General features: G+C 70.2%; 19 protein-coding genes and 1 pseudogene. 9 read left to right on the top strand and 11 right to left on the bottom strand.

Annotated elements, in window-relative coordinates; all coding sequences use genetic code 11:
• Positions 1-3: 3 nt before the first annotated feature.
• Together IE239_RS03780 and IE239_RS03775 are read right to left on the bottom strand one after the other, a co-directional pair.
• Positions 4-558: a methylated-DNA--[protein]-cysteine S-methyltransferase gene (locus IE239_RS03780; protein WP_190147797.1), complete on the bottom strand. Its 555-nt coding sequence runs from the start codon at positions 556-558 to the stop codon at positions 4-6.
• 56 nt (positions 559-614) lie between these two features.
• On the bottom strand, positions 615-1487 hold the full coding sequence (locus IE239_RS03775) for a glycerophosphodiester phosphodiesterase (protein ID WP_190147796.1): 873 nt from the start codon (positions 1485-1487) through the stop codon (positions 615-617).
• Positions 1488-1760: 273 nt separating this feature from the next.
• Between IE239_RS03775 and IE239_RS03770 the strand changes: the two genes are divergently transcribed.
• The 5 genes from IE239_RS03770 to IE239_RS03750 all read left to right on the top strand — a co-directional run bounded on the left by IE239_RS03770 (position 1761) and on the right by IE239_RS03750 (position 8915).
• Entirely contained in the window at positions 1761-2627 is an 867-nt protein-coding gene (locus tag IE239_RS03770; RefSeq protein ID WP_190147795.1) for an MHYT domain-containing protein, read from the top strand.
• 83 nt (positions 2628-2710) lie between these two features.
• Positions 2711-4855, top strand: a complete 2145-nt coding sequence (gene uvrB / locus IE239_RS03765; RefSeq protein ID WP_190147794.1) for an excinuclease ABC subunit UvrB — start codon at positions 2711-2713, stop codon at positions 4853-4855.
• A gap of 181 nt (positions 4856-5036) precedes the next feature.
• Positions 5037-5615 (top strand): TerD family protein, encoded by a 579-nt coding sequence (locus IE239_RS03760; protein ID WP_190147793.1) that lies wholly within the window; start codon positions 5037-5039, stop codon positions 5613-5615.
• 58 nt (positions 5616-5673) lie between these two features.
• The gene (locus tag IE239_RS03755; protein WP_190147792.1) at positions 5674-7680 is read left to right on the top strand and encodes a TerD family protein; all 2007 of its coding nucleotides are present in this window, start codon (positions 5674-5676) and stop codon (positions 7678-7680) included.
• 233 nt (positions 7681-7913) lie between these two features.
• Positions 7914-8915 carry a TerC/Alx family metal homeostasis membrane protein gene (locus tag IE239_RS03750; protein ID WP_190147791.1) on the top strand — a complete coding sequence of 334 codons (1002 nt, stop codon included), beginning with the start codon at positions 7914-7916 and terminating at the stop codon, positions 8913-8915.
• A 151-nt stretch (positions 8916-9066) separates the two neighbouring features.
• On the opposite strand, the gene IE239_RS03745 is transcribed toward IE239_RS03750, so the two are convergent.
• Entirely contained in the window at positions 9067-10113 is a 1047-nt protein-coding gene (locus IE239_RS03745; protein WP_190147790.1) for a S66 family peptidase, read from the bottom strand.
• 98 nt (positions 10114-10211) lie between these two features.
• Between IE239_RS03745 and aroQ the strand changes: the two genes are divergently transcribed.
• Complete coding sequence (aroQ, locus tag IE239_RS03740; RefSeq protein WP_190147789.1) at positions 10212-10685, top strand: type II 3-dehydroquinate dehydratase; 474 nt, start codon at positions 10212-10214, stop codon at positions 10683-10685.
• Positions 10686-10840: 155 nt separating this feature from the next.
• Here the strand turns inward: aroQ and IE239_RS03735 are convergent, their stop codons facing one another.
• Genes IE239_RS03735 through IE239_RS03725 form a run of 3 tightly spaced genes read right to left on the bottom strand, consistent with a single transcriptional unit; the run spans position 10841 to position 13391 of the window.
• Positions 10841-11593, bottom strand: a complete 753-nt coding sequence (locus IE239_RS03735) for an amino acid ABC transporter ATP-binding protein (protein WP_229877782.1) — start codon at positions 11591-11593, stop codon at positions 10841-10843.
• A complete protein-coding gene (locus IE239_RS03730) occupies positions 11590-12510 on the bottom strand; it encodes an amino acid ABC transporter permease (protein WP_190147788.1) in 921 nt (306 codons plus the stop codon). The genes IE239_RS03735 and IE239_RS03730 overlap by 4 nt, the downstream gene beginning before the upstream one ends.
• Positions 12507-13391: an ABC transporter substrate-binding protein gene (locus IE239_RS03725; RefSeq protein WP_190147787.1), complete on the bottom strand. Its 885-nt coding sequence runs from the start codon at positions 13389-13391 to the stop codon at positions 12507-12509. The genes IE239_RS03730 and IE239_RS03725 overlap by 4 nt, the downstream gene beginning before the upstream one ends.
• A gap of 769 nt (positions 13392-14160) precedes the next feature.
• Between IE239_RS03725 and IE239_RS03720 the strand changes: the two genes are divergently transcribed.
• The gene (locus IE239_RS03720) at positions 14161-14454 is read left to right on the top strand and encodes a CU044_2847 family protein (RefSeq protein ID WP_268254488.1); all 294 of its coding nucleotides are present in this window, start codon (positions 14161-14163) and stop codon (positions 14452-14454) included.
• A 22-nt stretch (positions 14455-14476) separates the two neighbouring features.
• Positions 14477-18622, top strand: coding sequence for an nSTAND1 domain-containing NTPase (locus IE239_RS03715; RefSeq protein WP_190147786.1), 4146 nt, complete (start codon positions 14477-14479; stop codon positions 18620-18622).
• Positions 18623-18949: 327 nt separating this feature from the next.
• Here IE239_RS03715 and IE239_RS03710 read toward each other — a convergent pair.
• The 5 genes and pseudogenes from IE239_RS03710 to IE239_RS41800 form a co-directional block, all read right to left on the bottom strand.
• Positions 18950-19135: pseudogene (locus tag IE239_RS03710) on the bottom strand (MBL fold metallo-hydrolase); the annotation flags it as partial.
• 301 nt (positions 19136-19436) lie between these two features.
• Entirely contained in the window at positions 19437-20219 is a 783-nt protein-coding gene (heR, locus tag IE239_RS03705; protein ID WP_229877777.1) for a heliorhodopsin HeR, read from the bottom strand.
• A 616-nt stretch (positions 20220-20835) separates the two neighbouring features.
• Positions 20836-21894 carry a TerC family protein gene (locus tag IE239_RS03700; RefSeq protein ID WP_190147784.1) on the bottom strand — a complete coding sequence of 353 codons (1059 nt, stop codon included), beginning with the start codon at positions 21892-21894 and terminating at the stop codon, positions 20836-20838.
• 141 nt (positions 21895-22035) lie between these two features.
• Positions 22036-22164, bottom strand: coding sequence for a hypothetical protein (locus tag IE239_RS42900; protein ID WP_268254487.1), 129 nt, complete (start codon positions 22162-22164; stop codon positions 22036-22038).
• Complete coding sequence (locus tag IE239_RS41800; RefSeq protein ID WP_229877775.1) at positions 22161-22781, bottom strand: universal stress protein; 621 nt, start codon at positions 22779-22781, stop codon at positions 22161-22163. The genes IE239_RS42900 and IE239_RS41800 overlap by 4 nt, the downstream gene beginning before the upstream one ends.
• Before the next feature lie 158 nt (positions 22782-22939).
• Here IE239_RS41800 and IE239_RS03690 point away from each other — a divergent pair, with 158 nt between their 5' ends.
• A complete protein-coding gene (locus IE239_RS03690; protein WP_229877773.1) occupies positions 22940-23278 on the top strand; it encodes a helix-turn-helix transcriptional regulator in 339 nt (112 codons plus the stop codon).
• Positions 23279-23325: the final 47 nt, after the last annotated feature.

Below are 23325 nucleotides of genomic sequence, written 5' to 3'. Positions count from 1 at the left end.
GTCTCAGAACAACGGCTCGGGCAGGACCCCCTCCAGAGCGAGCAGCTTCCGCTTGGTCTCGAGGCCTCCGCCGAACCCGCCTATGCCGCCGTCGCTCTCGACCACCCGGTGGCAGGGCACGAAGACCGGCAGGGGATTGGAGCCCATCGCCGCCCCCACCGCCTGCGCCGCGCCCGGCTGCCCCACCCGTCCGGCCAGGTCGCCGTAGCCGACGACCGCCCCGTACGGAACGCCGGAGGCGAGTTCGCGCAGCACCTGCCGGTTGAAGCCCGAGACAAGCGACCAGTCCAACGGCAGCTCGAAATCGCGCCGCTCGCCGGCGAAGTACGCCTCGACCTGCCGAACCGCCTCGGCCAGCAGCGGGGAGCCGGGCGCCTCGACGGGCTCCGCGCCCATGCGGCCCGCCAGCCGGTCGAGCACCCTGTCGCGCACCGCGTCGGTGGCGTGGAACACCACGGTGAGCAGGCCCTCGCCGGTCGCGGCCAGCAACAGCGGACCGATGTCGGTGCCGACGACGGTCCACACCACCTGCTGTCCGTCCTGCCCATGGCTGTTCATGCGCCCACCGTACGACCCGCCACTGACAACGCCCGGACGTCGCTGCGGGCGCCCCGCTAATACCGGTACAGGGCGCGGCGCACCACGTCCGCCTTGTCGGTGATGACGCCGTCGACGCCGTACCCGGCGACGGTCCGGGCGGTCACGGCGTCGTCGACGGTCCAGGCGAAGACCCTCATCGGCGTGCCGTGCGGCCCGGTCAGCGCGTGCACGGCGTCGACGTACGCCGAGGACAGAGCGGTGTGCGACGGGTTGATCAGATCGGTGTAGCCGGCGTACCGGCGCAGATCCCCCACGGCCGGCGCGCCGAGCAGCCCGGTACGCACTCCCGGCTTCAGCCGGTGCACGGTCTGCAGGCTGGCGGCGCTGAAGCTCTGCACGACGAGCCGGCCGTCGAGATGCCGCCGGTCCAGCCAGCCCTCGTTGCTCAGCACTTTGAGGATCTGCTGCTCGATGCCCGGATACAGCTCGGGGTTCTTGACCTCCAGGAGCAGCTTCTGGTGGTGGTGCTCGACCCGGTCGAGATACGCCTTGAGCGTCGGCACGCGCGCGCCCGCGTACGCGGGACCGAACCAGCTGCCCGCGTCGAGCCGCGCTGTCTCGGCCGCGGTGAAGTCCTTCACCTTCCACGGAGCACGGCCGGGATAGACCGTTTCGGCGTCGGTCGTGCGGCGGAGCGTGTCGTCGTGGATCACCACGAGTTCGCCGTCCTTGGTGCGCTGGACGTCGTTCTCCACCCAGAGGACGTCCATCGAGGCGGCCTTGTCGACGGCGTCGAGGGTGTTCTCCGGGGCGTAGGCGGACGCGCCCCGGTGGGCGATCACCGAGGGCCGGACGGCTATGCCCGCCCTGGCCTCGTGAACGGGAGGCAGCAGGGCGACGCAGCCCAGGACCGCGGCGGTCGTGGCGACAACTGCCTGCGCGTGCATCCGTGCTCCTCGCGTCGAGCGATCACCTACAGCAACACTGTGACAGCACAGGGCCGACGGCGGGGGAGCGCAGGACGGCCACAGGAGGCAAGGGGGGGACGTTCCAGGCCCCTCACCGCTGCCGCACATGTGCGGCAAGGCCGTGTTTCTTTGCCGCAAAATCGTTCGACCATTCAGGTGGGAGTCATACTCTCTCTCAGCCTTGACCGCGTACAGCGGTCGGGGGCGGGCGCGTTTTCGAAGATCCAGCAACAGGGCGAAGGGCAACCGCGCATGCAAGGCACGGTCGACGGTTTCAGCTACGGACTCGTCACACCGCTGGTGGCCTACGTCATGGCCTGCCTCGGCGGTGCTCTCGGTCTGCGCTGCACCACCAGAGCCATGCTCGTCGCCCACTCCTGGCGTCCGGGGTGGCTCGCCCTCGGCTCTGCGGCCATCGGCTCCGGCATATGGACCATGCACTTCATCGCGATGATCGGCTTCACGGTCGAAGACGCCCCGATCCATTACGACAAACCGACGACCTACGCCAGCCTGGGCGTCGCCATCCTCATGGTGGGCGTCGGGATCTTCATCGTCGGCTACAAGGGAGCGACGGGGACCGCGCTCTTCACCGGCGGCACGATCACCGGCCTGGGCATCGCCTCGATGCACTACCTGGGCATGGCAGGGATACGTTTCGACGGCGAGCTCGAATACGACACGTTCACCGTGGGCGTCTCCGTCGCCATAGCGATGGCCGCCGCCACCGCCGCACTGTGGGCCGCGGGGCAGGTCAGGGGCTCCATGTGGAGCGTGGGCGCCGGCCTGGTCATGGGGCTGGCCGTCACCGGCATGCACTACACCGGCATGGCCGCCCTCAGCGTCCACCTGCACACCACCGACACCCCGACCGCGGGCGATTCGCCGGCGGCCCTCCTCGCGCCGATGCTGATCGGCCCCCTGGCGTTCCTCTGCCTCGCCGGGGCCGTCGTGATGTTCGACCCGCTGATGGTCATGGGCAGGCCCGACTGGACCCCCGCCGAGCACAAGCCCGGCGTGCCCGCGCACCCGGCGGCCCCGCTTCGCTCGCGCCGCTCCCGGCTCCGCGGCCGCCGCAGGGTGGCGTACGTCGACTCCCGCGCGCCGCAGAACCGCTGAGCCCGGACCCGCCCGGATCGGTCCAAGTCCGCGGAAGCCCTGATCCGGCCCCGTTGTCAGTGGGGAGTCGTACGGTGGATGGCATGCGGCCCGTTTCCCAGATCGAACGCACGGTGGCGCCTTTCGAGGTCGTCAGTCCCTATCAGCCCAGCGGCGACCAGCCGGCGGCCATCGCCGAGCTGGCCAAGCGCATCGAAGCAGGTGAGAAGGACGTCGTCCTGCTCGGCGCGACCGGCACCGGAAAGTCCGCGACCACCGCGTGGATGATCGAGAAGCTTCAGCGCCCCACCCTGGTGATGGCGCCGAACAAGACCCTGGCCGCCCAGCTGGCGAACGAGTTCCGCGAACTGCTCCCGAACAACGCGGTCGAATACTTCGTCTCGTACTACGACTACTACCAGCCCGAGGCGTACGTACCGCAGTCGGACACCTACATCGAGAAGGACTCCTCGATCAACGAGGAGGTCGAACGCCTGCGGCACTCCGCGACCAACTCGCTTCTCACCCGGCGCGACGTCGTGGTGGTCGCCTCGGTCTCCTGCATCTACGGCCTGGGCACCCCGCAGGAGTACGTGGACCGGATGGTCCCCCTCAGGGTGGGCGACGAGCTCGACCGCGACGAGCTGCTGCGACGCTTCGTCGACATCCAGTACACGCGCAACGACCTGGCTTTCACCCGCGGCACCTTCCGGGTACGCGGCGACACCATCGAGATCTTCCCGGTCTACGAGGAGCTCGCCGTCCGCATCGAGATGTTCGGCGACGAGATCGAGGCCCTGTCCACCCTTCACCCGCTCACCGGCGAGATCATCAGCGACGACCGGCAGCTGTACATCTTCCCGGCCACCCACTACGTCGCGGGCCCCGAGCGCCTGGAGCGGGCCGCGAACGACATCGAGAAGGAACTGGGCGAGCGTCTGGCCGAACTGGAGAAGCAGGGCAAACTGCTGGAAGCCCAGCGGCTGCGGATGCGCACCACGTACGACCTGGAGATGCTCCGCCAGATCGGCTCCTGTTCCGGAGTCGAGAACTACTCGATGCACTTCGACGGCCGTCTGCCGGGCTCTCCGCCGAACACCCTGCTCGACTACTTCCCGGACGACTTCCTGCTCGTCATCGACGAGTCCCATGTCACCGTCCCCCAGATCGGCGCCATGTACGAGGGCGACGCCTCCCGTAAGCGCACCCTCGTCGACCACGGCTTCCGGCTGCCCTCCGCTCTCGACAACCGTCCCCTGAAATGGGAGGAGTTCCAGGAGCGCATCGGGCAGACCGTCTACCTGTCGGCGACACCCGGCAAGTACGAGCTCTCCCGCGGGGACGGCGTCGTGGAGCAGATCATCCGTCCCACCGGCCTCATCGACCCGGAAGTCGTCGTCAAGCCGACCGAGGGCCAGATCGACGACCTGGTGCACGAGATCCGCATGCGCGTGGAGAAGGACGAACGCATCCTGGTCACCACGCTCACCAAGAAGATGGCCGAGGACCTCACGGACTACTTCCTGGAACTCGGCATCCAGGTGCGCTACCTGCACAGTGACGTCGACACGCTGCGCCGTATCGAGCTGCTGCGCGAGCTGCGCGCGGGCGAGTTCGACGTCCTGGTCGGCATCAACCTGCTGCGTGAGGGCCTGGACCTGCCCGAGGTGTCCCTGGTGGCGATCCTCGACGCGGACAAGGAGGGCTTCCTGCGCTCGGGCACCTCGCTGATCCAGACCATCGGCCGCGCGGCGCGCAACGTCTCCGGTCAGGTCCACATGTACGCCGACAAGATCACCCCGGGTATGGAACGGGCCATCGAGGAGACCAACCGCCGCCGGGAGAAGCAGGTCGCCTACAACACGGCGCGCGGCATCGACCCGCAGCCGCTCCGCAAGAAGATCAATGACATCGTCGCCCAGATCGCCCGCGAGGAGGTCGACACCGAGCAGCTGCTGGGCTCCGGCTACCGGGCGAAGAAGGACGGCGGCGGCACGAAGGCCCCGGTTCCCTCCCTCGGCGACAAAGCGGTCAGGGGCGCGAAGTCCAAGGCGGCCCGGGGCAAGGCCAAGGAGACGGTCCCGACCGCCCGGCCCGCGGCCGAACTCGCCGGGCAGATCGAGGAGATGACCGAGCGGATGCGGGCAGCCGCGGCGGACCTCCACTTCGAGGTCGCCGCCCGGATCCGCGACGAGGTCTCCGAGATGAAGAAGGAACTGCGCCAGATGAGAGAGGCGGGACTGGCCTGACGGAGGCCGGACCGGCCTGACGGGGCGGGTGCGGCCGTCAGGCCGGGCCGGGCACGCGCTGTGTTGCAAGACCGACACAAACCGTGGGCCTGGCTACGGCGGTGTCAGTGCCTTTGCGTAGTGTTTCGGTCAACCGCGGGGGCCGCGGCAACAGGGGACAGTCCGAGAGGGGAATCAGCGCGTGACCGTCAACATGACCAAGGGTCAGGCCATCAGTCTGCAGAAGAACGACGGGGGCAGCCTGACCGCGGTACGCATGGGTCTCGGCTGGCAGGCGGCCCCGCGGCGCGGCCTGTTCGGCTCCCGGACCCGGGAGATCGACCTCGACGCCTCCGCCGTTCTGTTCGCGGACAAGCAGCCGGTCGACGTCGTCTTCTTCCGCCACCTGGTGAGCGACGACGGCTCCGTCCGTCACACCGGCGACAACCTCGTCGGCGGTGTCGGTCAGGGCGGCGACGACGAGGCGATCCTCGTGGACCTCGCGCGGGTGCCGGTCCACATCGACCAGATCGTCTTCACCGTGAACTCCTTCACCGGCCAGACGTTCCAGGAAGTGCAGAACGCCTTCTGCCGTCTGGTCGACGAGACCAACGGCCAGGAACTCGCGCGCTACACGCTCGCGGGCGGCGGCGCCTACACGGCCCAGATCATGGCGAAGGTGCACCGCGTGGGCGGCGGCTGGAACATGACGGCCCTCGGCACGCCCGCCAACGGCCGCACCTTCCAGGACCTGATGCCCGCGATCGTGCCGGCGCTGTAGCAGCCTCGGCAAGCGGCAGAGGACGACACCACACGCGACGCAGGGGGGACGACAGGCGATGGTGGCCGAGCTGGTGCGGGGGCAGAACCACCCGCTCTCCCAGGTCCGGCTCGAGATCCGGGTCTCGGCCGGCCGGCCTGTCGTGGCGGCTGCCACGCTCGGGGACGAGAGCGGCAGGATCCACGGCGTCGAGTGGGTGGCCCACCCGGGGGCGCCCACACTGCCCGGCCTGGAGGTCTCCCGTCAGGCGGCCGCCGACCACCGTCTCGCGGTGGACCTGGACGCCATGCCGGCGGCCGTGCACCGGGTCGACGTCCTGCTCGCGCTGCCCCCCGGCACCGGCGGGCCGGTCAGCTTCGGGTCGCTCTCGGCCCCCTTCGTCGCGGTCACCGGGCTCGACGGTTCCGAGGTCGCCTCGTACACCATCACCGGCCTGGACGCGGAGTCGGCGGTCGTCGCACTGGAGCTGTACCGGCGGCAGGGCGCCTGGAAGGTGCGCGCCGTCGGCCAGGGCTACGCGGGCGGCCTGGCCGAACTCCTCACCGACCAGGGGCTGCCGCAGGCGCACCAAGTCGCGGCCGCCGTCGACGAGGCCGTCGCCCACGGCGTGGCACGCTCGGTTCCGGCACCGCCGTCGCGCACGGCCGACGGGGACCGCTCCCGTCAGGCGGCCGCGTCCGCGCTCGGCGCGGACCAGAGCGGCTCACCGTACGGCGCCCAGCAGGGCGGCGCACAGCCGCACCAGGGCGGTCACAGCGCGGGCGGCCCTTACGGGGCGGTGCAGAACCCACAGGGCGTCCCGGCGGACCCGGACGCCACCCAGCCGCCGCCGACGGCGTCCCCCGGGGGACCGATCGACTACAGCCACCCGCGTCGGCGGAACGGGGCTCCGCCCCCGCCCCCGCCGGCCGCGCCCCCGGCGCAGCCCGGCCGGCCCGCACCGCCCGTCGCGGGCGACGCGACCGGCTGGTCGATGGAGGAGCGGCTGTACAACCAGGTCTGGGGCATGTTCGAGGACCTGGCCCGCACAACGGCCGCGTATCGCAGCGCCGTCGACTTCGCCGACACACGCATGGAGCGGGAGCTCGACCAGGTCCTGTCCGATCCACGCAGCAGGATCGGCGGGCAGGGCGACGCGGCCCGGGAGGCGGCGCAGACCAGGCGCGTCCAGCTCGTCGACCAGGCCCGCGAGGCACTGGAGCGCGATCTCGTCCAGCTCGGCGCCGAGGCCGACGTGGTCGAACCGGCATTGCCGGTGTCCTTCGCGCGCTGGGACAACCCCGTGTGGCATGCCTACCGGGTGCCCATGGAGATGCCCATGGCCCTGCGACTGGGCGATCTCCACCTGCCCGAGAGCGATCCGCTGCGCATCCCGATGCTGGTTCGGCTCCCGCTCGAACGCGGCCTGTGGATCGACAGCGGCCGGCCGGGCTCGTTCGACGGTGCGTTCATCGACTCGCACGAGTTGCGCCGCCTCGCGATGGAGTCCGCGGTGGCGCACGTCGCGCGTCTGCTGGCGGTGCATCCGGCGGACGAGTTCACCGTGCACGTCGTCGATCCTGCCGGTTCGGGAGCCGGGGAGCTGGCACCGCTGGTGCAGAGCGGGGTGCTGGCGGCCCCGCCCGCACAGGGCGCGGCAGGCGTCGCGGCGGTCCTCGGGCGGCTCACCGAGCGGGTCGATCTGGTGCAGATGGCGATGCGCGGGGGCGCGGCCGACTCGTTGCCGCCCGGCTTCGACATCTCCCAGCAGCTCCTGGTCGTCAACGACTTCCCGCACGGGTTCGACGACCGGGCCGTGACCCAGCTGCGCTACCTCGCGGACGAGGGCCCCGCCGTCGGTGTGCACCTGATGCTCGTCGCCGACCGGGAGGACGCCGATGGTTACGGTCCGTTGCTGGATCCGTTGTGGCGTGGGCTGCTGCGGCTGACGCCGGTGGCCGAGGATCATCTCGCCGACCCCTGGGTCGGTCATGCCTGGACGTACGAACCGGCACTCGTGCCGTCCGGCAGTCAGGTGCTTCAGCAGGTTCTCGCGCAGGTGGCGAACGCACGCACCAAGTACTAGTAAAGGCCTCTGAGCAGGTAACTTGGCCTTTCTTTTGCCAATCGCTTTACCTTTTCTTGGTGGTTGGGGTACTGTTTTCCTCACGGAGGGGAGTACTCCCGCTGCGGCGCACCCGTCAATACGGATCACCGATGATCCCGGGGCGTCGGCCCGTTCCCGAGCGGACGGGTGGAGGAGACCTCCGGCAGCGCAACGACGCTGATTACCTGCCGTTACGTACTGCCGGAGGCGCAGTGGATGTTTCCGTGGCCCTATGGGTCCTCACCATCGTGGGCCTTGCCGCCCTCATCGCGGTCGACTTCTTCATCGGTCGCAAGCCGCACGACGTGTCCATCAAGGAAGCCGGGATCTGGACCGTCGTCTGGATCGCCCTGGCCGGGCTCTTCGGTGTGGGGCTGCTCCTCTTCGGCGGCGGTCAGCCCGCCGGGGAGTTCTTCGCCGGCTTCATCACCGAGAAGTCGCTCAGCGTCGACAACCTCTTCGTCTTCGTCCTGATCATGGCGAAGTTCGCCGTCCCGTCGCAGTATCAGCAGCGGGTCCTGCTCGTCGGCGTCCTCATAGCGCTGGTCCTGCGGGCGATCTTCATCGCCGCGGGCGCCGCGATCCTCGCCAGCTTCGCCTGGGTGTTCTACCTTTTCGGCGCCTTCCTGATCTGGACGGCCTGGAAACTCATCCAGGAGGCCCGGGCCGACGAGGAGGACGAGGAGTTCGAGGAGAACAAGCTGCTGAAGGCTGTGGAGAAGCGCTTCGGCGTGGCCGACCGCTATCACGGCACGAAGCTGTGGATCGAGCAGAACGGCAAGCGGGTCATGACCCCGATGCTGGTCGTCATGCTCGCGATCGGCACGACCGACGTGCTCTTCGCCCTCGACTCGATCCCCGCGATCTTCGGCCTGACGCAGGACCCGTACATCGTCTTCACGGCCAACGCGTTCGCGCTGATGGGTCTGAGGCAGCTGTACTTCCTGATCGGCGGCCTGCTGAAGAAGCTCGTCCACCTCAGCTACGGCCTGTCGGTGATCCTCGGCTTCATCGGCGTGAAACTGGTGCTGCACGCACTCCACGAGTCCGGCGTGCACGTGCCGGAGATCAGCATCCCGGTGTCGCTCGGCGTGATCTGCTCCGTCCTGATCGTCACCACGCTGACCAGCCTGCGAGCCTCGAAGAAGAAGGCGGCGGAGGAGGCGGCGCGGACCGCGGACGAAGGTGCTCCGAAGGACAGCATCGAAGCCTGACCACGGACGACATGGGAACGCAGCCGACCGCCCCCCGGGAGCGATGCGCGTGAATTCCCTGTCCTCCACCGGCTGCGCCGTGGTGGGCGCAGCCGGGTTCGGCTGACGATCGTGTCGTACGCCGGCACACAGCCCGCCGCGGCCCGCGGACTCAGTAGGTCACGGTGATCCGCCGCGCGGGGCCGTCGACCCGGACCGTTCCGCCGTAGGGGATGACGAGTTGCGGGTCGGTGTGGCCGAAGTCCACGTCGAAGACGGCCATGGTGTCGGGTGCGTACGCCCGCAGTGCGCGCTCCACCGCCGCGCGCTGGTCGGCGGCGTAACGCGCCGCTTGCTGCGGGTTGTTGGGGCGCTCGAAGGACCAGCTCTTGGCGCGGGCCGTCAACAGCGCGGGAAAGCGCCGCAGCAGACCGCGCTCGCCCATACAGCGCAGGATGCGGAAGACCTCGGTGGCGCCGGGCAACTCCTCCGAGGTCTCCAGGATCAGCACGCCGCCGTCGTACGCCGACTCGTCGCGCGCGATCGCACGGTCGGCCATCAGCAGCCAGGAGAGGATCTCCAGGTTCCCGCCCCAACTGCGGCCCTCCACCACGCGGTCGGCGTTGATCCAGCTCCACCCGCCGCCGGGCCGGGACCGCGGCTCCGACTCGAAGGTCGCCGGGTCGGCCCAGTCACGGTCGACGTCGTTCCAGCGCTCGGCGGGCCGCAGCTCGTAAGGGCCCGAGGTGAACAGCGCGGCCCGCAGCGACTCGGCGGTCATCGGATGCATGGCGCCGGGCCGCCCTAACTCGCACATCACGCTTCCGCCGTGGTAGCCGACCACGCCGCAGTCGTACAGGAAGGCCAGCAGGTTGGTGTTGTCGCTCCATCCGAAGAACGGCTTGGGACAGGAGCGCAGCAACTCCCGGTCCAGCAACGGAAGCACGGTGATCTGGTCGTCGCCTCCGATCGACGCGACGACCGCCTTCACCTCGGGGTCGGCGAACGCGGCGTGAAGGTCGTCCGCGCGCTCCTGCGGCGTCGCGCCCATCCTGCGCGTCGCCGGGTACTCGACCGGCTCCAGCCCGAACTCCTCGCGCAGTCTTGCCAGGCCGAGCTCGTAGGGGCGGGGGAAGAGCCCGGGCAGACCCGAGGAGGGCGAGACGACGGCTATGCGGTCGCCGGGCGAGGGTTTGGGAGGGTACGACGGCGTCGGCATGCCGGGAGGATACGGGCTGCTGCCGGGCGGATTCACCGTGATAAACCGGTCCGAGCGGCGGTCCTCGGCGGGCCGCTCCCGAACGGACCGGAGAAACCGTGCCCCGCACCCTGGCCAACGCCCCGATCATGATCCTCAACGGCCCCAACCTGAACCTTCTGGGCCGGCGCCAGCCGGAGATCTACGGCAACGACACGCTCGCCGACGTCGAGGCGAAGTGCGTCAAGGCGGCGGCCGCGCACGGCGGCACGGTGGACTTCCGCCAGTCCAACCACGAGGGCGAACTGGTCGACTGGATCCACGAGGCACGGCTGAACCACTGCGGCGTCGTGATCAACCCGGGCGCGTACTCGCACACCTCGGTGGCGATCCTGGACGCGCTCAACGCCTGCGACGGCCTCCCGGTGCTGGAGGTCCACATCTCCAACATCCATCAGCGCGAGTCGTTCCGGCACCACTCGTACGTGTCGCTGCGCGCCGACGGCGTCATCGCCGGCTGCGGGGTGCAGGGCTACGTGTTCGGCGTGGAGCGCGTCGCCGCGCTGGCCGGCGCGGCTGAGGCCGACGCGTAAGGACCGGCGTCCAGGCCGACGGGCCTTACCCACCCCTGGGCCCCCACCTCTGGGCTCTCACCCCCGGGCCCCCACCCCTGGGCCCTGTTCCTGGCCTCTGTCCATGGTCTCTGTCCCCGGCCATCCGTGGCCGCCCCGCCGGACGCCACCCCTGGTCACAGACGTCCGGCCTTCACGATCCGCCGCAGGAACCGCTGTGTGCGCTCCTGCTGCGGGTCGGCGAAGACCTGCTCGGCGGTGCCGCGCTCCAGCACGACGCCCGCGTCCAGGAAGCACACCTGGTCGGCCACCTCGCGCGCGAAGCCCATCTCGTGGGTGGCCAGCACCATGGTCATGCCGTCGCCCTTCAGATCGCGGACGACGTCGAGGACCTCGCCCACCAGCTCCGGGTCGAGGGCCGCGGTGATCTCGTCGAGCAGCAGCAGCCTGGGGCGCACGGCGAGAGCCCGCACGATGGCCACGCGCTGCTGCTGGCCGCCGCTGAGCCGGTCGGGGTACTCGCCCGCCCTGCCGCCCAGCCCGAGCCGCTCCAGAAGCTCCCTGGCGTGTTCCTCGGCCTCCGCGCGCGGGAGGCCGTGCACCCGACGCGGGGCGAGCGTGACGTTCTCCAGCACGGTCATGTGCGGGAACAGGTTGTACGCCTGGAAGACGACGCCGATCCTCCGCCGGACCGCATCCTGGTCCACGCGCGGGTCGGTGATCTCCTCGCCGTCCAGCCAGATCGCGCCGTCATCGACGTCCTCCAGCAGGTTGGCGCAGCGCAGCAGGGTGGACTTGCCGGATCCGGAGGCGCCGATCAGCGCGGTCACCGTGTGCGGGGCGACGTCCAGATCGACGTCGCGCAGGACGACGGAGTCGCCGAAGGTCTTGCGGACGGACTCCATCCGCAGCAGCGGGGCGTCGCTCATGTCGTTCCTCCCTGTGCCCGCCGGCGGTCCATCCGCGCCGTCACCCAGTCCGTGAAGCGGGTCATCGGAATGGTGAGGGCGACGAAGACCAGCCCCGCCACGATGTAGGGCGTGTAGTTGAGACTGCGGCCGACGATGATGTCCGCCGCGCGGACGGCGTCGACCGCGCCGCCGATCGAGACGAGACCGGTGTCCTTCTGCAGCGACACCAGGTCGTTGAGCAGCGGCGGCACCTGGCGGCGCACCGCCTGGGGGAGCACCACGTATCGCAGCGCCTGCCGGTTGGACAGGCCCAGCGAGCGCGCCGCCGCGCGCTGCGAGGGGTGCACGGACTCGATGCCGGCGCGGAACACCTCGGCGACGTACGCCGAGTACGTCAGCGTCAGCGCGGTGCCGCCGAGCCACACCGGGTCGACCGTCACGCCCTGCAGACGCAGCGCCGGGACGCCCAGCACCACGATCATCAGGTTGATGATCAGCGGCAGACCGCGGAAGAAGTCCGTGTACGCCGCCGCCAGCGCCCGCAGCGGGAAGAACACGGGGCCGCGCAGCGTGCGGGCCACGGCGATGAGCATGCCGAGCACCAGCACGGCGACGCCGCACACCAGCAGGAGCCGGACGTTCAGCCACAGCCCCTCGAGGACCTTCGGGAGAGCCTCGCGCGCGTACTCCCCGTTGAAGAAGGTCTCCTTGGTGCGCGGCCAGCCGGGCGCGCTGACGACGACGAAGTAGAGGACCACGCCCGTGACCAGGGTCGACAGCGCGGCGATCGCCGTGGCGCGGCGGGCCCGCGCGCGCCGGTGGCGCTCGCGCTCCAGCCGCCGCGGCGACGGGGTGTAGGCCGCAGCGCCGGCACCCGGCATGTCGTCCTCGTCGTCCGAGCCCTCCGGTCCGGACTCCTGCTTCGTGACCGTCACTTGAGCACCGGGGCGTCGACGGCCTCGGAGAGCCACTGCTGTTCGATCCTCGCCAGGGCGCCGTTCCGGCGGAGCGTGTCCACGGCGGCGGTCACACAGGGGGTGAGGGCGCTGCCCTTGTCGAGGACCAGCCCGAACTGCTCGGGCGCGGCCCCCTGGTTCTCGAACTGGCCGACGATCTCGGCGTCGGTGACCTCGGCGGCGGTGATGTAGAAGGCGGTCGGCAGGTCGACCACGATGGCGTCGACCTGCCCGTTCTTCAGGGCCGACTTGGCCTGGTCGTTCTTGGCGTACACGGCGGCGTCCCGGGTCGGCTTCACCACGTCGTCGATGTAGTCGAGGCTTGTCGTGCCGACCTGGGCGCCGAGCTTCAGCCCCTTGAGGTCGGCGACGGTCGTCGCCTCGGCGGCCTTGGAGCCCTTCAGGGCGATGACAGCCTGACGCACGTCGTAGTAGCCGGAGGAGAAGTCCACGGCCTTCCTGCGTTCGTCGCTGATCGAGACCTGGTTGACGTCGAAGTCGAAGGTCTTCGCGCCGGGCGCGAAAGCCTTGTTGAACGGAACGCTCTGCCAGACCACCGCGCTCTTTTCGTAACCGAGTTGCTGTGCGACCGCGTACGCCACCGCGGACTCGAAGCCCTTGCCGTTGGACGGCTTGCCGTCCTTGAACCACGGCTCGTACGCGGGCTCGTCGGTGGCTATCGTCAGCTTTCCCGAGGTCCGGGTGGCCAGTTCGCCCTTGGCGCAGGCGCTCGCGCTCGAACCCGAAGGCGTGGAGGCCGCCTTCTCCTCCGGCTGCGGAGCGCAGCCCACGGCGGTCGCGAGGAGGGCCACGGTGGCGCCGGCGACGGTGCGGCGCAGGACACGAGGGGCGAGATACATGGCGGGAGACTGGCAGCGAAACGCCTGTTTGTCGAGGTCACACCATCATCTGTCCGCATTCTGGGAACGGGTGTTGCGTTCTCGTGAACACGCGGGGGAGAGGGCCTGGGCCGCCGGCCGAGGGCGGGGAACGTAGACCGGCGGCCCGTTCCGCGCCGGAGCCGTCATCCCGCGCGGGGCTGCCACCAGTCGACCGCGCCACCACGTGCGCGGGGAGCGCGCGGAAGGGGCCGGCGTGTGCGCGCGTTTCACACGGGGCGCGCACGTCGGGCCACATGTGCCCCGTGAACGTGGATGAGACGGGCGAACCCCTCAGGTCCTTACGGGTGTTGCCCACGCCTCCGGGGAACCGGCGATCGTCGGCCAAGGCGGACGGGCCCGGCATTCCCGTCCCATGAACGGCTGCTTCCAGCGGGTGGACGATTGGGAGGACAACGCCACCGCCGGCCTCACCTGGCCACCGCCGCCAGACCAGACAGGCGACCGGGCCTACTCGGTCATCGACTTGGCCGGCACTTCGTGCAGCGCATCGTCAACGAGGCCACTGCACAGCACCTGGTCGAGGTCACTCCCCAGCCTGCCCGGAGCACCGCGACCAGCCCTTCGCCCTTGATCTGGCTGTAACGGCCAAGTTGCCGTCTGCCTGGTCTGCGCGGGGGTTGGGCGGGGTAGTGTCTTCGTCCGTCCGCGTCCGGCGCGGGGGGTTCGGATACGACGTACGGGGGTGCAGGTGCAGAGTTTTGCGCGACTTCCATTGGAGGGCGGGGGTGTGGTGCTGGTCGAGGCCGCGCCGGAGGTGGATGGGCCGGTGAAGGCCGGGCGCGTCGCGGATGCGATGCGGGAGCTGCCGCACACTGTGCAGCAGGCGCTGGTCCCCGTGCGGGAGACCGCGCGGGCTGTACTGGAGCAGTTACGGCAGGCCGGTCCCGATGAGATCGAGGTGGAGTTCGGGGTGGACCTGTCGGCTCAGGCCGGAGCAGTGATCGCCAAGAGTGAATCGGCGGTGCATCTGCAAGTCAGAGTGGTGTGGAACCGCCAGGAATCCCCTGACGGCGCGCTATGACGGCAGCCGGGAGGCAGGAGGCATGACTGCCACCGACGACACGGACGGGGAGGCGGCCGGGCAGGACCGGCCAGCGGTGCTCGGCGCGATTGTCCGAGTCCTCGCCGAGGACGGCCGGACCGCCGGGACGGGATTCCTCGTTGCCGAGGAGACCGTCGTCACCTGCGCACACGTAGTACAGACTGCCGGCGAGGAACCCGGCGGGCGTGTGCGACTGACTTTCCCGCACCTGCCCGGCAGCCCATGCCTGACCGGGCATGTGCTGTCCGAGTCGTGGCGCGGACCGCAGGCCGAGGACCTCGCGGTCCTGCGCCTGGACAGCGCCCCGACGGGTGCCCGACCGGTGCGGATGGGGTCCGCGGCAGGCTGCCGCGGACACCGCATCCGGTCCTACGGATTCCCCTCCCAGGCACCTGCCGGCGGCCACTTCGGCTACGGCACAGCCGGTGACCTGCTCCCCGGCAGTGCGGGCCCCCTTCTGCAACTGGCCGACGCCAACGACCTGACCACGGGATTCAGCGGGGGACCGGTGCTCGATGAGGTCACCGGCCTGGTGATCGGCATGGTCACCGCTATCACCGCCCCCGACTCCCACGCCCGCGGCGTCGCAGTCGCCTACGCCACCCCCACCCAGGTACTGCGTGAGGTATGGCCCGGCCTGGCCGAGCAGCAGGTGCACCCCTACCGTGGCCTTGAACCGTTCACCGCCGAGCACGCAGGATGGTTCCACGGCCGGAAGACCGCGGTCGAACGCGTCGTGGCGGCTCTCACCAGGCAGCGTCGGGGACTGCTGCTCCTCGGCCCCTCCGGCGCGGGCAAGTCGTCGCTGGTGCAGGCGGGAGTGCTGCCGGCGCTGGCCGAGGGCATACTGCCCGGCAGCGACCGTTGGCTGCACGTGATCGCCCGCCCCGGGCAGGACCTGCTAGCCGAACTGGAGCGTGCCGGCCTGCCCGACGCCACGAGCGACGGGATCGTCACAGCGGCCGAACGCAGACTCGCGGCGGAGCCGGGCGACCGGCGCCTGGTGCTGGTCATCGACCAGTTCGAGGAACTGCTCACCGAGCCCGCCGCCGGCCGGCAGCCGGCCCGGCAGCACGCCGCGGCCGAACAACTCGTGGCGCTGCTCCGCTCATCGGTGGCGGTTACCATGATCCTGGTCATGCGCGACGACTTCTACTCGCGCCTGGCCGCATGGGCCCCAGATCTGCTGGACGCCGCGTCCCCTGGACTGCTCAACATTCCTGCCACCTTGAGCATCCAGGATCTGCACGCCATCATCACCAGGCCCGCCCACACCGCGGGCGCCAGCGCGGAAAGCGGCCTGGCAGAACGCATCATCACCGATGTCCTGGCCGCCGATCCCACCGCCTTGTCCACCCGGCAGGCACCGGTCACCCTGCTGCCGCCCCTCCAACTGGCCTTGAGCCAGCTGTGGGAGCGCCGTGAGGACGGCAGGCTTACCCATCGCGCCTACGACCGGATCGGCGAGGTCAGCGGAGCGCTGACCACCTGGTGCAACACAGTCCTCGCCGACATGCCCGCCGACCACCGCTCCACCGCACGGCGGATCCTGACCGCCCTGGTACGGCCGGCCGACGACGCCCACGCCATCCCGGCCACCCGCCGCCAAGTGCCCCTGACCGACCTGCGCGCCCTGGCCATCGACCCCTACACCGCCACCCCGCAGGACGACCAGACCTTCGAGACAGTCATGGCCGCCTTGACCGGCCACAGGATCATCGCCACCCGCACCATGCCCCGCCCTGACGGCACCCCCGATGCCGCGACCGCCGAACTCATCCACGACGCACTCGTCCGCGACTGGACCGACCTACGCGACTGGGTCGCCGCCGATCACCACTTCCACACTTGGCTCCAACGCGTCGGCGAACAGCAGGCCCGCCACGCCGAGACCGGTCATCCCGGCGACCTGCTGGACGGCACCGATCTAGCCGAAGGCACCACCTTGGCCCAGCAGCGCGGCCTGCCCCCACACATCACCGATTTCCTCAACGACAGCCGGCAACGACAGCACGCCGCGCTCCGCCGCACCCGCCGCATCAACATCGCCCTGACCGGCCTGCTCGCTCTAGCCCTCATTGCCGCCGGCCTGGCCTTCCTGCAACGCCAAACCGCCATCACCGCACAAAAGACGGCTCAGTCCCGGCAGTTGGCCGCGCAGTCCGCCACTCTGATGGATACCAACCCGGATCTGGCGTCACTGCTGGCCGTCCAGGCCTACCGCACCAGTCCCACGACCGAAGCCGTCACCAGCCTCGACACAGCCGCCTCCCGCCCCTTGCAGACCACACTCACCGGCCATGCCGGCTTGGTGGACGCGGTGGCGTTCAGTCCCGACGGCCGCACCCTTGCCACCGGCAGCGGCGACCATTCGGCGCGGTTGTGGGATGTGACCACCGGCAGAACCCGCCGCACCCTCATCAGTACCACCGGCCTCGTCTACACGGTGGCGTTCAGTCCCGACGGCCGTACCCTTGCCGCCGGCAGCCAAGCCGGGACGGTGCGGCTGTGGGACGTAGCAAGTGGCGAAACCCGCCGCATCCTCACCGGCCACACCGGTTCCGTGGATGCGGTGGCGTTCAGTCCCGACGGCCGTATCCTCGCCACCGGCGGCAGCGACGAGACCGTGCGGTTGCGGGACGTGGCCACCGGTGAGGTTCGCCGCACCCTTACCGGCCACACTCAGGACGTGGCTGCGGTGGCGTTCAGCCCCGACGGCCGCATCCTCGCCACCGGCGGTCGCGACAAGACCGTGCGGTTGTGGGACGTAGCCAGTGGCGAAACCCGCCGCATCCTCACCGGCCACACCGACTTCGTGGATGCGGTGGCGTTCAGCCCGGACGGCCGCACCCTTGCCACCGGCGGTGGCGACGATACGGCGCGGTTGTGGGACGTGACCACCGGCAGAACCCGCCGTACCCTCACCGGCCACACCGGCTCCGTGGCTGCGGTGGCGTTCAGTCCCGACGGCCATACCGTCGCCACCGGCGGTCGCGACAAGACGGTGCGGTTGTGGGATGTGGCTACCGGTGAGGTTCGCCGCACCCTCACCGGCCACACTCAGGATGTGGCTGCGGTGGCCTTCAGCCCTGACGGCCGCACTCTCGCCACCGGCAGCTTTGACGATACGGCGCGGTTGTGGGACGTGACGAGGAGCGGAGCCCGCCGCACCTTCACCGGCCACACCGGTTCCGTGGATGCGGTGGCGTTCAGTCCCGACGGCCGCACTCTCGCCATCGGGGGCGCAGACCATACGGTGCGGTTGTGGGATGTGGCCATTGGTGAGGTTCGCCGCACCCTTACCGGCCACACCAAGGACGTGGCTGCGGTGGCGTTCAGCCCGGACGGCCGCACTCTCGCCACCGGCAGCGGCGATGGAACGGTGCGGTTGTGGGATGTGGCCACCGGCAGAACCCGCCACACCCTCACTGGCCACACTGAGGGTGTGGGCGCGGTGGTGTTCAGCCCGGACGGGCGCACTCTTGCCAGCGGCGGCGACCACTCGGCGCGGTTGTGGGACGTGGCCACCGGCGAACCCCGTCGCACCTTCACCGGCCACACCGGTTCCGTGGATGCGGTGGCGTTCAGTCCCGACGGCCGCACTCTCGCCATCGGGGGCGCAGACCAAACGGTGCAGTTGTGGGACGTGGCCACCGGCGAACCCCGTCGCACCTTCACCGGCCACACCGACTTCGCGGAAGCGATGGCGTTCAGTCCCGACGGCCGCGCCTTCGCCACCGGCAGTGACGACGATCCGGTGCGGTTGTGGGATGCCGCCACCGGTGAAGTTCGCCGCACTTTCACCGGCCACACCGGCCCCGTGTACGCGGTGGCGTTCAGCCCGGACGGCCGTACCCTCGCCACAGGCGGTCGTGATCAGACGGCGCGGTTGTGGGACGTGGCCACCGGTGAAGTTCGCCGGACCCTGACCGGCCATACCGGGTATGTGTTCACGGTGGCGTTCAGCCCGGACGGCCGCACCCTCGCCACCGCCGGCTGGGACAAAACGGTGCGACTGTGGGACGTGAACCTCTCTACGCCATCCGAAACCATCCGCCACATCTGCCGGGCCGTTCACCGAGACTTCACCGCTGAAGAGTGGTCGCTGTATCTGCCAGGCCGGGAACTCAGCCCAGCGTGTGCCTGACTGTGATCGGGCGGTGGGGTGGCAGTGGGTGGGCGCTTGCGGGATCGGGGCCCTGACCCCAAGTGGTGGACGCGGTTCCGTCTGTGGCCCGTCCGGCTGCGGAGCCGGTTTCAGATCTTCGGCCCGGGAAGGGCGCCGCGCTCGCCCGGCAGGCGGAGGAAGTCGGCGGCCGCTCCCCGTCCGACGTGGCTCTGACGGGCGCCGCGCCATCCCGGCTCATCACCGTGGCCGCGCTCACCGCCGCACGAGGCACTGGTGCCACTTGCGGGCCTGAACTCGCGACCGCCCCCGTTTACGGTTCGAAGCGGGGCGGTCGCCGTCGGACGGTTACCAGCCTCGTGCGCGCCACTCCGCGAGGTGGGGCCGCTCCGTGCCGACGGTGGTGTCGTCGCCGTGTCCCGGGTAGACCCAGGTCTCGTCGGGCAGGACGTCGAAGATCTTCGTCTCGACATCGTGGATCAGACGGGCGAACGCCTCAGGGTCCTTACGGGTGTTGCCCACGCCCCCGGAGTAGTCCTAGGTTCCTCTGAACGCCAGGATGCTCCCGCGCCGTACCCTCGTCTTCCTCTACGCGCGGATCTCCGGGGACCCGCGCGTACCGTCGACGGGGCGTCAACCGGCAGATGATCGACCTCCCGGCCGTTCTCCGAGGAGAACGGCCGGGAGGTCGGCGGTGAGTACGTCGAGAACGGTGTGAGCGCGCACTCGGGTGAGGAACGCCCCCGCTCATGACCGGCTGACGGCCGATGCCATCGAGGCCGCCCGCGAACCGGGTGTTCGGGTCTTGCCGATGGGGGTTTCGGACAGAAGAGGTTCAGTCAGCCAGCGAGCCGGCGAAGATCTGCCACGCCAGGAGTGACTTCGCCACGAGGCTGAGGACCAGGTAGGCCTTTTCGCCATATGCGTAGTCGGACCACCGGCCGACTCCGCGGTACTGGAGCCACTGGTTGAGACCGAAGCTGAAGAAGAGGGCGGCCTGGACGAGAACGATTCCGTACACGAAGCCGGGGACGGTCTCGGCCGCGACGGTGTTGTACGCGATCGAGACCCACGGCGTGACGCCGACCAGCGTCCCGAACCAGAACGGCAGCATCCTGCTCCTCGCCCGTCCCGGCGGGTTCATCACCTCCTCGAGCCAGCCGAAGAGGATCATCCCGACGTTGGCGCCGACGACGGCGATGACGGCATTGAGGCCGGTAATGCCCGCGTAGAAGCCGATGAGGAGCACCATCAGGGTTGCGCTCAGCGCGTACTCCAGCCACCGGAAACGGTTGATGCCGCGTCTGAGGTCGCGTTCGTAGGTGCCGCGGCACACTGTCGCCGTCAGCAGGTGGTCTGCTGCCGCGAGGGCGAGGAAGACGGCGACCGCCCAGCCGATCGGCACGTCGAACAACGCTTCCGGGGCGGGCGCTGCCGTTCCCGGTGGCCCCTCGGGGACGGAGGAGGTCACGGTGATCGAGAAGCTTCCGGCGAGCAGGACGATGGCCACGGCTTGGATCAGGTGCAGCAGCGTGAGCCCCAGGTTCCACCTGCGGAGCCCGGTGAGACGCTCGGTGGTGACACCGGTGGCCACCGATGTGCCGTCCTCTCGCTCCACAGGTCCTCCCAGTGGCTGGTGCCGCGGTACGTCAGCATGGTCGTACCGGTCGGCCGGGAATCACGGCAGTCACGTCACCGCCCCGTCGGAAAGTCGCCCGAGTGGCTCCCGGGAATCCGCCGTACCCGCTGGTCTCCGGGCCCCCGGAGATCTCTCCCCGGGACGGTATGGCTGGGGCTGCGCAACGACCACAGCAGCTCGCTGTGCTGGGGTACCGCCCGCCGAACAGTCCTCCCAGGGCGCTGATCCGGAGGCTTCCGGCACCCGGCGTCTGTTCTTGGACGGTGACCGGAGCACAGGCCGGCGGCGGGCCCCGATGTCGAGTGCGGGTGCCGGGGACGACGAGCCCTTCGTGCCGCACCGTGTCCGGCTGCCGGCATGACGGTTGGGTGCGCGAGCCGCGTACAACGGCGCGCAGCCACCGGCCCGGCTGAACTGGGCAGGGCGGCTGCGCTCTGGGGCCGGCCCGCGCGGGCGGCCACGTCTGCATCGGCGCGGGCGCCGGTCAGGATGGCCAGGACGCCATCGCCTTCCGGAGCGCCGGCGACGGTGTGGGGGTGGACGGGGGAGGTGCGGGGCGGGGCGGGTGTGCTGCGGCGGTGGGGGCTGAGGGTGGTCATGACGGCCGTCCTTCCGGATGGTGCGGGCCGGCGGAGGGGGTCGAGGCGTGGGCGCCGGTGGCCGGGTGTGGCTGCGTGTCGGCCATGGGGTCCGTCTGAGATGCGGTTTCGCCGCTGTCGCTGTCCTCGCCGCGGGTGGCGATAAGGGACCAGGCGATGGAGACGGTGATGGTGACGGCGATGACGCCGAGGGTGAGGGGAATGGGCAGCTTGCCGACGGGCGTCTCCGAGAGGATGAGCTTGACGCCGGCGAACGCGAGCAGCACCGCGAGTCCGTAGTGCAGGTATTGGAAGCGGCGCAGCAGCCCGGCGAGGCAGAAGTACAGGCTGCGCAGGCCGAGGACGGCGAAGGCGTTGGCGGTCCAGACGATGAAGGTGTTGGTGGTGATGGCCAGGACGGCGGCGACGGAGTCGACCGCGAAGACGAGGTCGGTGGCCTCGACCGCGACCAGGACCACGAACAGCAGCGTGGCGATGCGCTTGCCGCTGACGCGGATGAAGAACTTGTCGCCGTGGAATCGCGGATCGGTGGGGATGATCTTCTTGACGAGTCGGACGACGGGGTTGCGGTCGGGGTGGACCTCCTCGTCCTTGGAGACGGCCATCTTGTAGCCGGTCCAGATCAGGAATGCCCCGAAGAGGTAGGCGGTCCAGAAGAAGACCTGGAGCAGTTCGGCGCCGATGAAGATGAACACCAGCCGGGCCGCGAGCGCGCCGATGACGCCCCAGAACAGGACCTTGTGCTGGTAGGCGTCGGGCACGGCGAAGAACGAGAAGACCAGCGCGAAGACGAAGACGTTGTCGATCGACAGGGCCTTTTCGATCAGGTAGCCGGCGTAGTACGTGGACGATGCCTCGCCGCCCTGCCACGCCCACAGGATCAGGCCGAAGCCGAGGCCGATGGCGATCCACAGGCCGCTCCACAGCGCGGCCTCGCGGAAGCCGATGACGTGGTTGTCGCGATGGGCGATCAGATCGACGGCGAGCATCACGCCGATGCCGAGCGTGACAGCGGCCCATACCCACAGCGGGACGGCGAACGACAGTTCATTCATGGTGGATCGGGCTTCCTCGTGCGGGCCGTAGTGGCAAGGGCGGACAAGAAGGTGGGGAGTGGTGCCCCGGGCCCGGGGGGCTTCGGAGGGCTGCCGGGCCCGGGCGCTGATTCAGTTCGTCCAGGCGTTCACCTCCCCGGTTCAGGCGGGCCGGCGGACAGCGGTGCGGCGGCGCGGCCGCTTGGCGAGGGCGAGGCACAGGCCGCCGACGACCAGGTCCACGAGCGCCGGCAGCCACCAGGGTGCGAGCGCGTACAGGCCGTTCATCACGCCTCGATCCGTCGGGCCGTGGGCAGGCGGCGCTGGGCGAGCGTCCACACATCGCGCACCTCCGCGGGCGACAGGTCCGCCGGATCCAGTCCCACGTCGGCGACAGGCACGGCCTCGCGGGTGGGTGCGACGGCGTGGACGAAGGGGCCGCCGCGTACGGCCGAGGCTTCGATCAGGCTGTGCGCGTCCAGGCCGGCCGGTCCCCGGCTGGAGGCCACCACCAGCGGTGAATGGTGGCGTCCGGCCAGCGCCAGCACACCGCCCGCGGCCCGCAGCCTGGGCTGCCCGCCGCTCTCGGCCGGGACGCGGTGAGCGACCGGGATGTAGCCGACCCCGGCCACCCGCAGCCGGGGCAGCACCCGGGCCAGGCACACCCGCGCCGCCTGCGCGTCCACACGGGCGTGGTCCGGGATCTGTGACGGCGCGGGCAGGACGGCGACCAGCAGCACCGGAGCCTTGCGGGGAGCGGCCAGCCGCACGGCCGCGTCCACCACGGCCAGGTCGTCGGGACGGTCGGTCACCAGCGCGGTGACCGGGTGCGGCAGGGACAGCGGCAGCACCGGGGAGCCGGTGTCCGCCGGGCGGGTCGGGGTCGGGACGGAGGTCTTGCAGGACATCGGGACCCCCTTTCAGCAGGGTCGAAGAGGGTGGTGGGGTGCGTCCGGCGTCACCTGTCCCTCTGATTCCCGTCCCCGGTTACGCGAAAACTTTTTCGTCAATTATTTTTCGCGAAATGATGTTGATCATGCGAAGCCGGCTTCGTATGATGAAGGCCATGAGCCATCCCTCCAGCCCGCGCGGCGACCAGTGGACCTTCCTGACCAACCACGCCCGGGTCCTGATCGCCCTCGCCCGCGACCCCGGGGCGCGCGGACGCGACGTCGCCGACGCCATCGGCATCACCGAACGCGCCGTCCAACTGATCGTCTCCGACCTCGAAGCGGCCGGATACCTCACCCGCGAGCGCGTCGGCCGCCGAAACCGCTACACCATCGATCCCACCGTCGCCCTGCGCCACCCCAGCGAGGCCGACCACCCCGTCGGTGACCTCCTGGTCACCTTCCTGCACCGTGAGGACGCCCCCGTCGTCGGCCCCGAACGCACCGCCTTGTAACCGGCGCTCAGCGGTAGGCGGCATGAGGGTGTGCGGCAGCCGGTCCC

Source organism: Streptomyces humidus, from assembly GCF_014649655.1.
Taxonomy (GTDB): Bacteria; Actinomycetota; Actinomycetes; order Streptomycetales; family Streptomycetaceae; genus Streptomyces; species Streptomyces humidus.
This window is presented reverse-complemented; position numbering and strand designations above follow the sequence as displayed.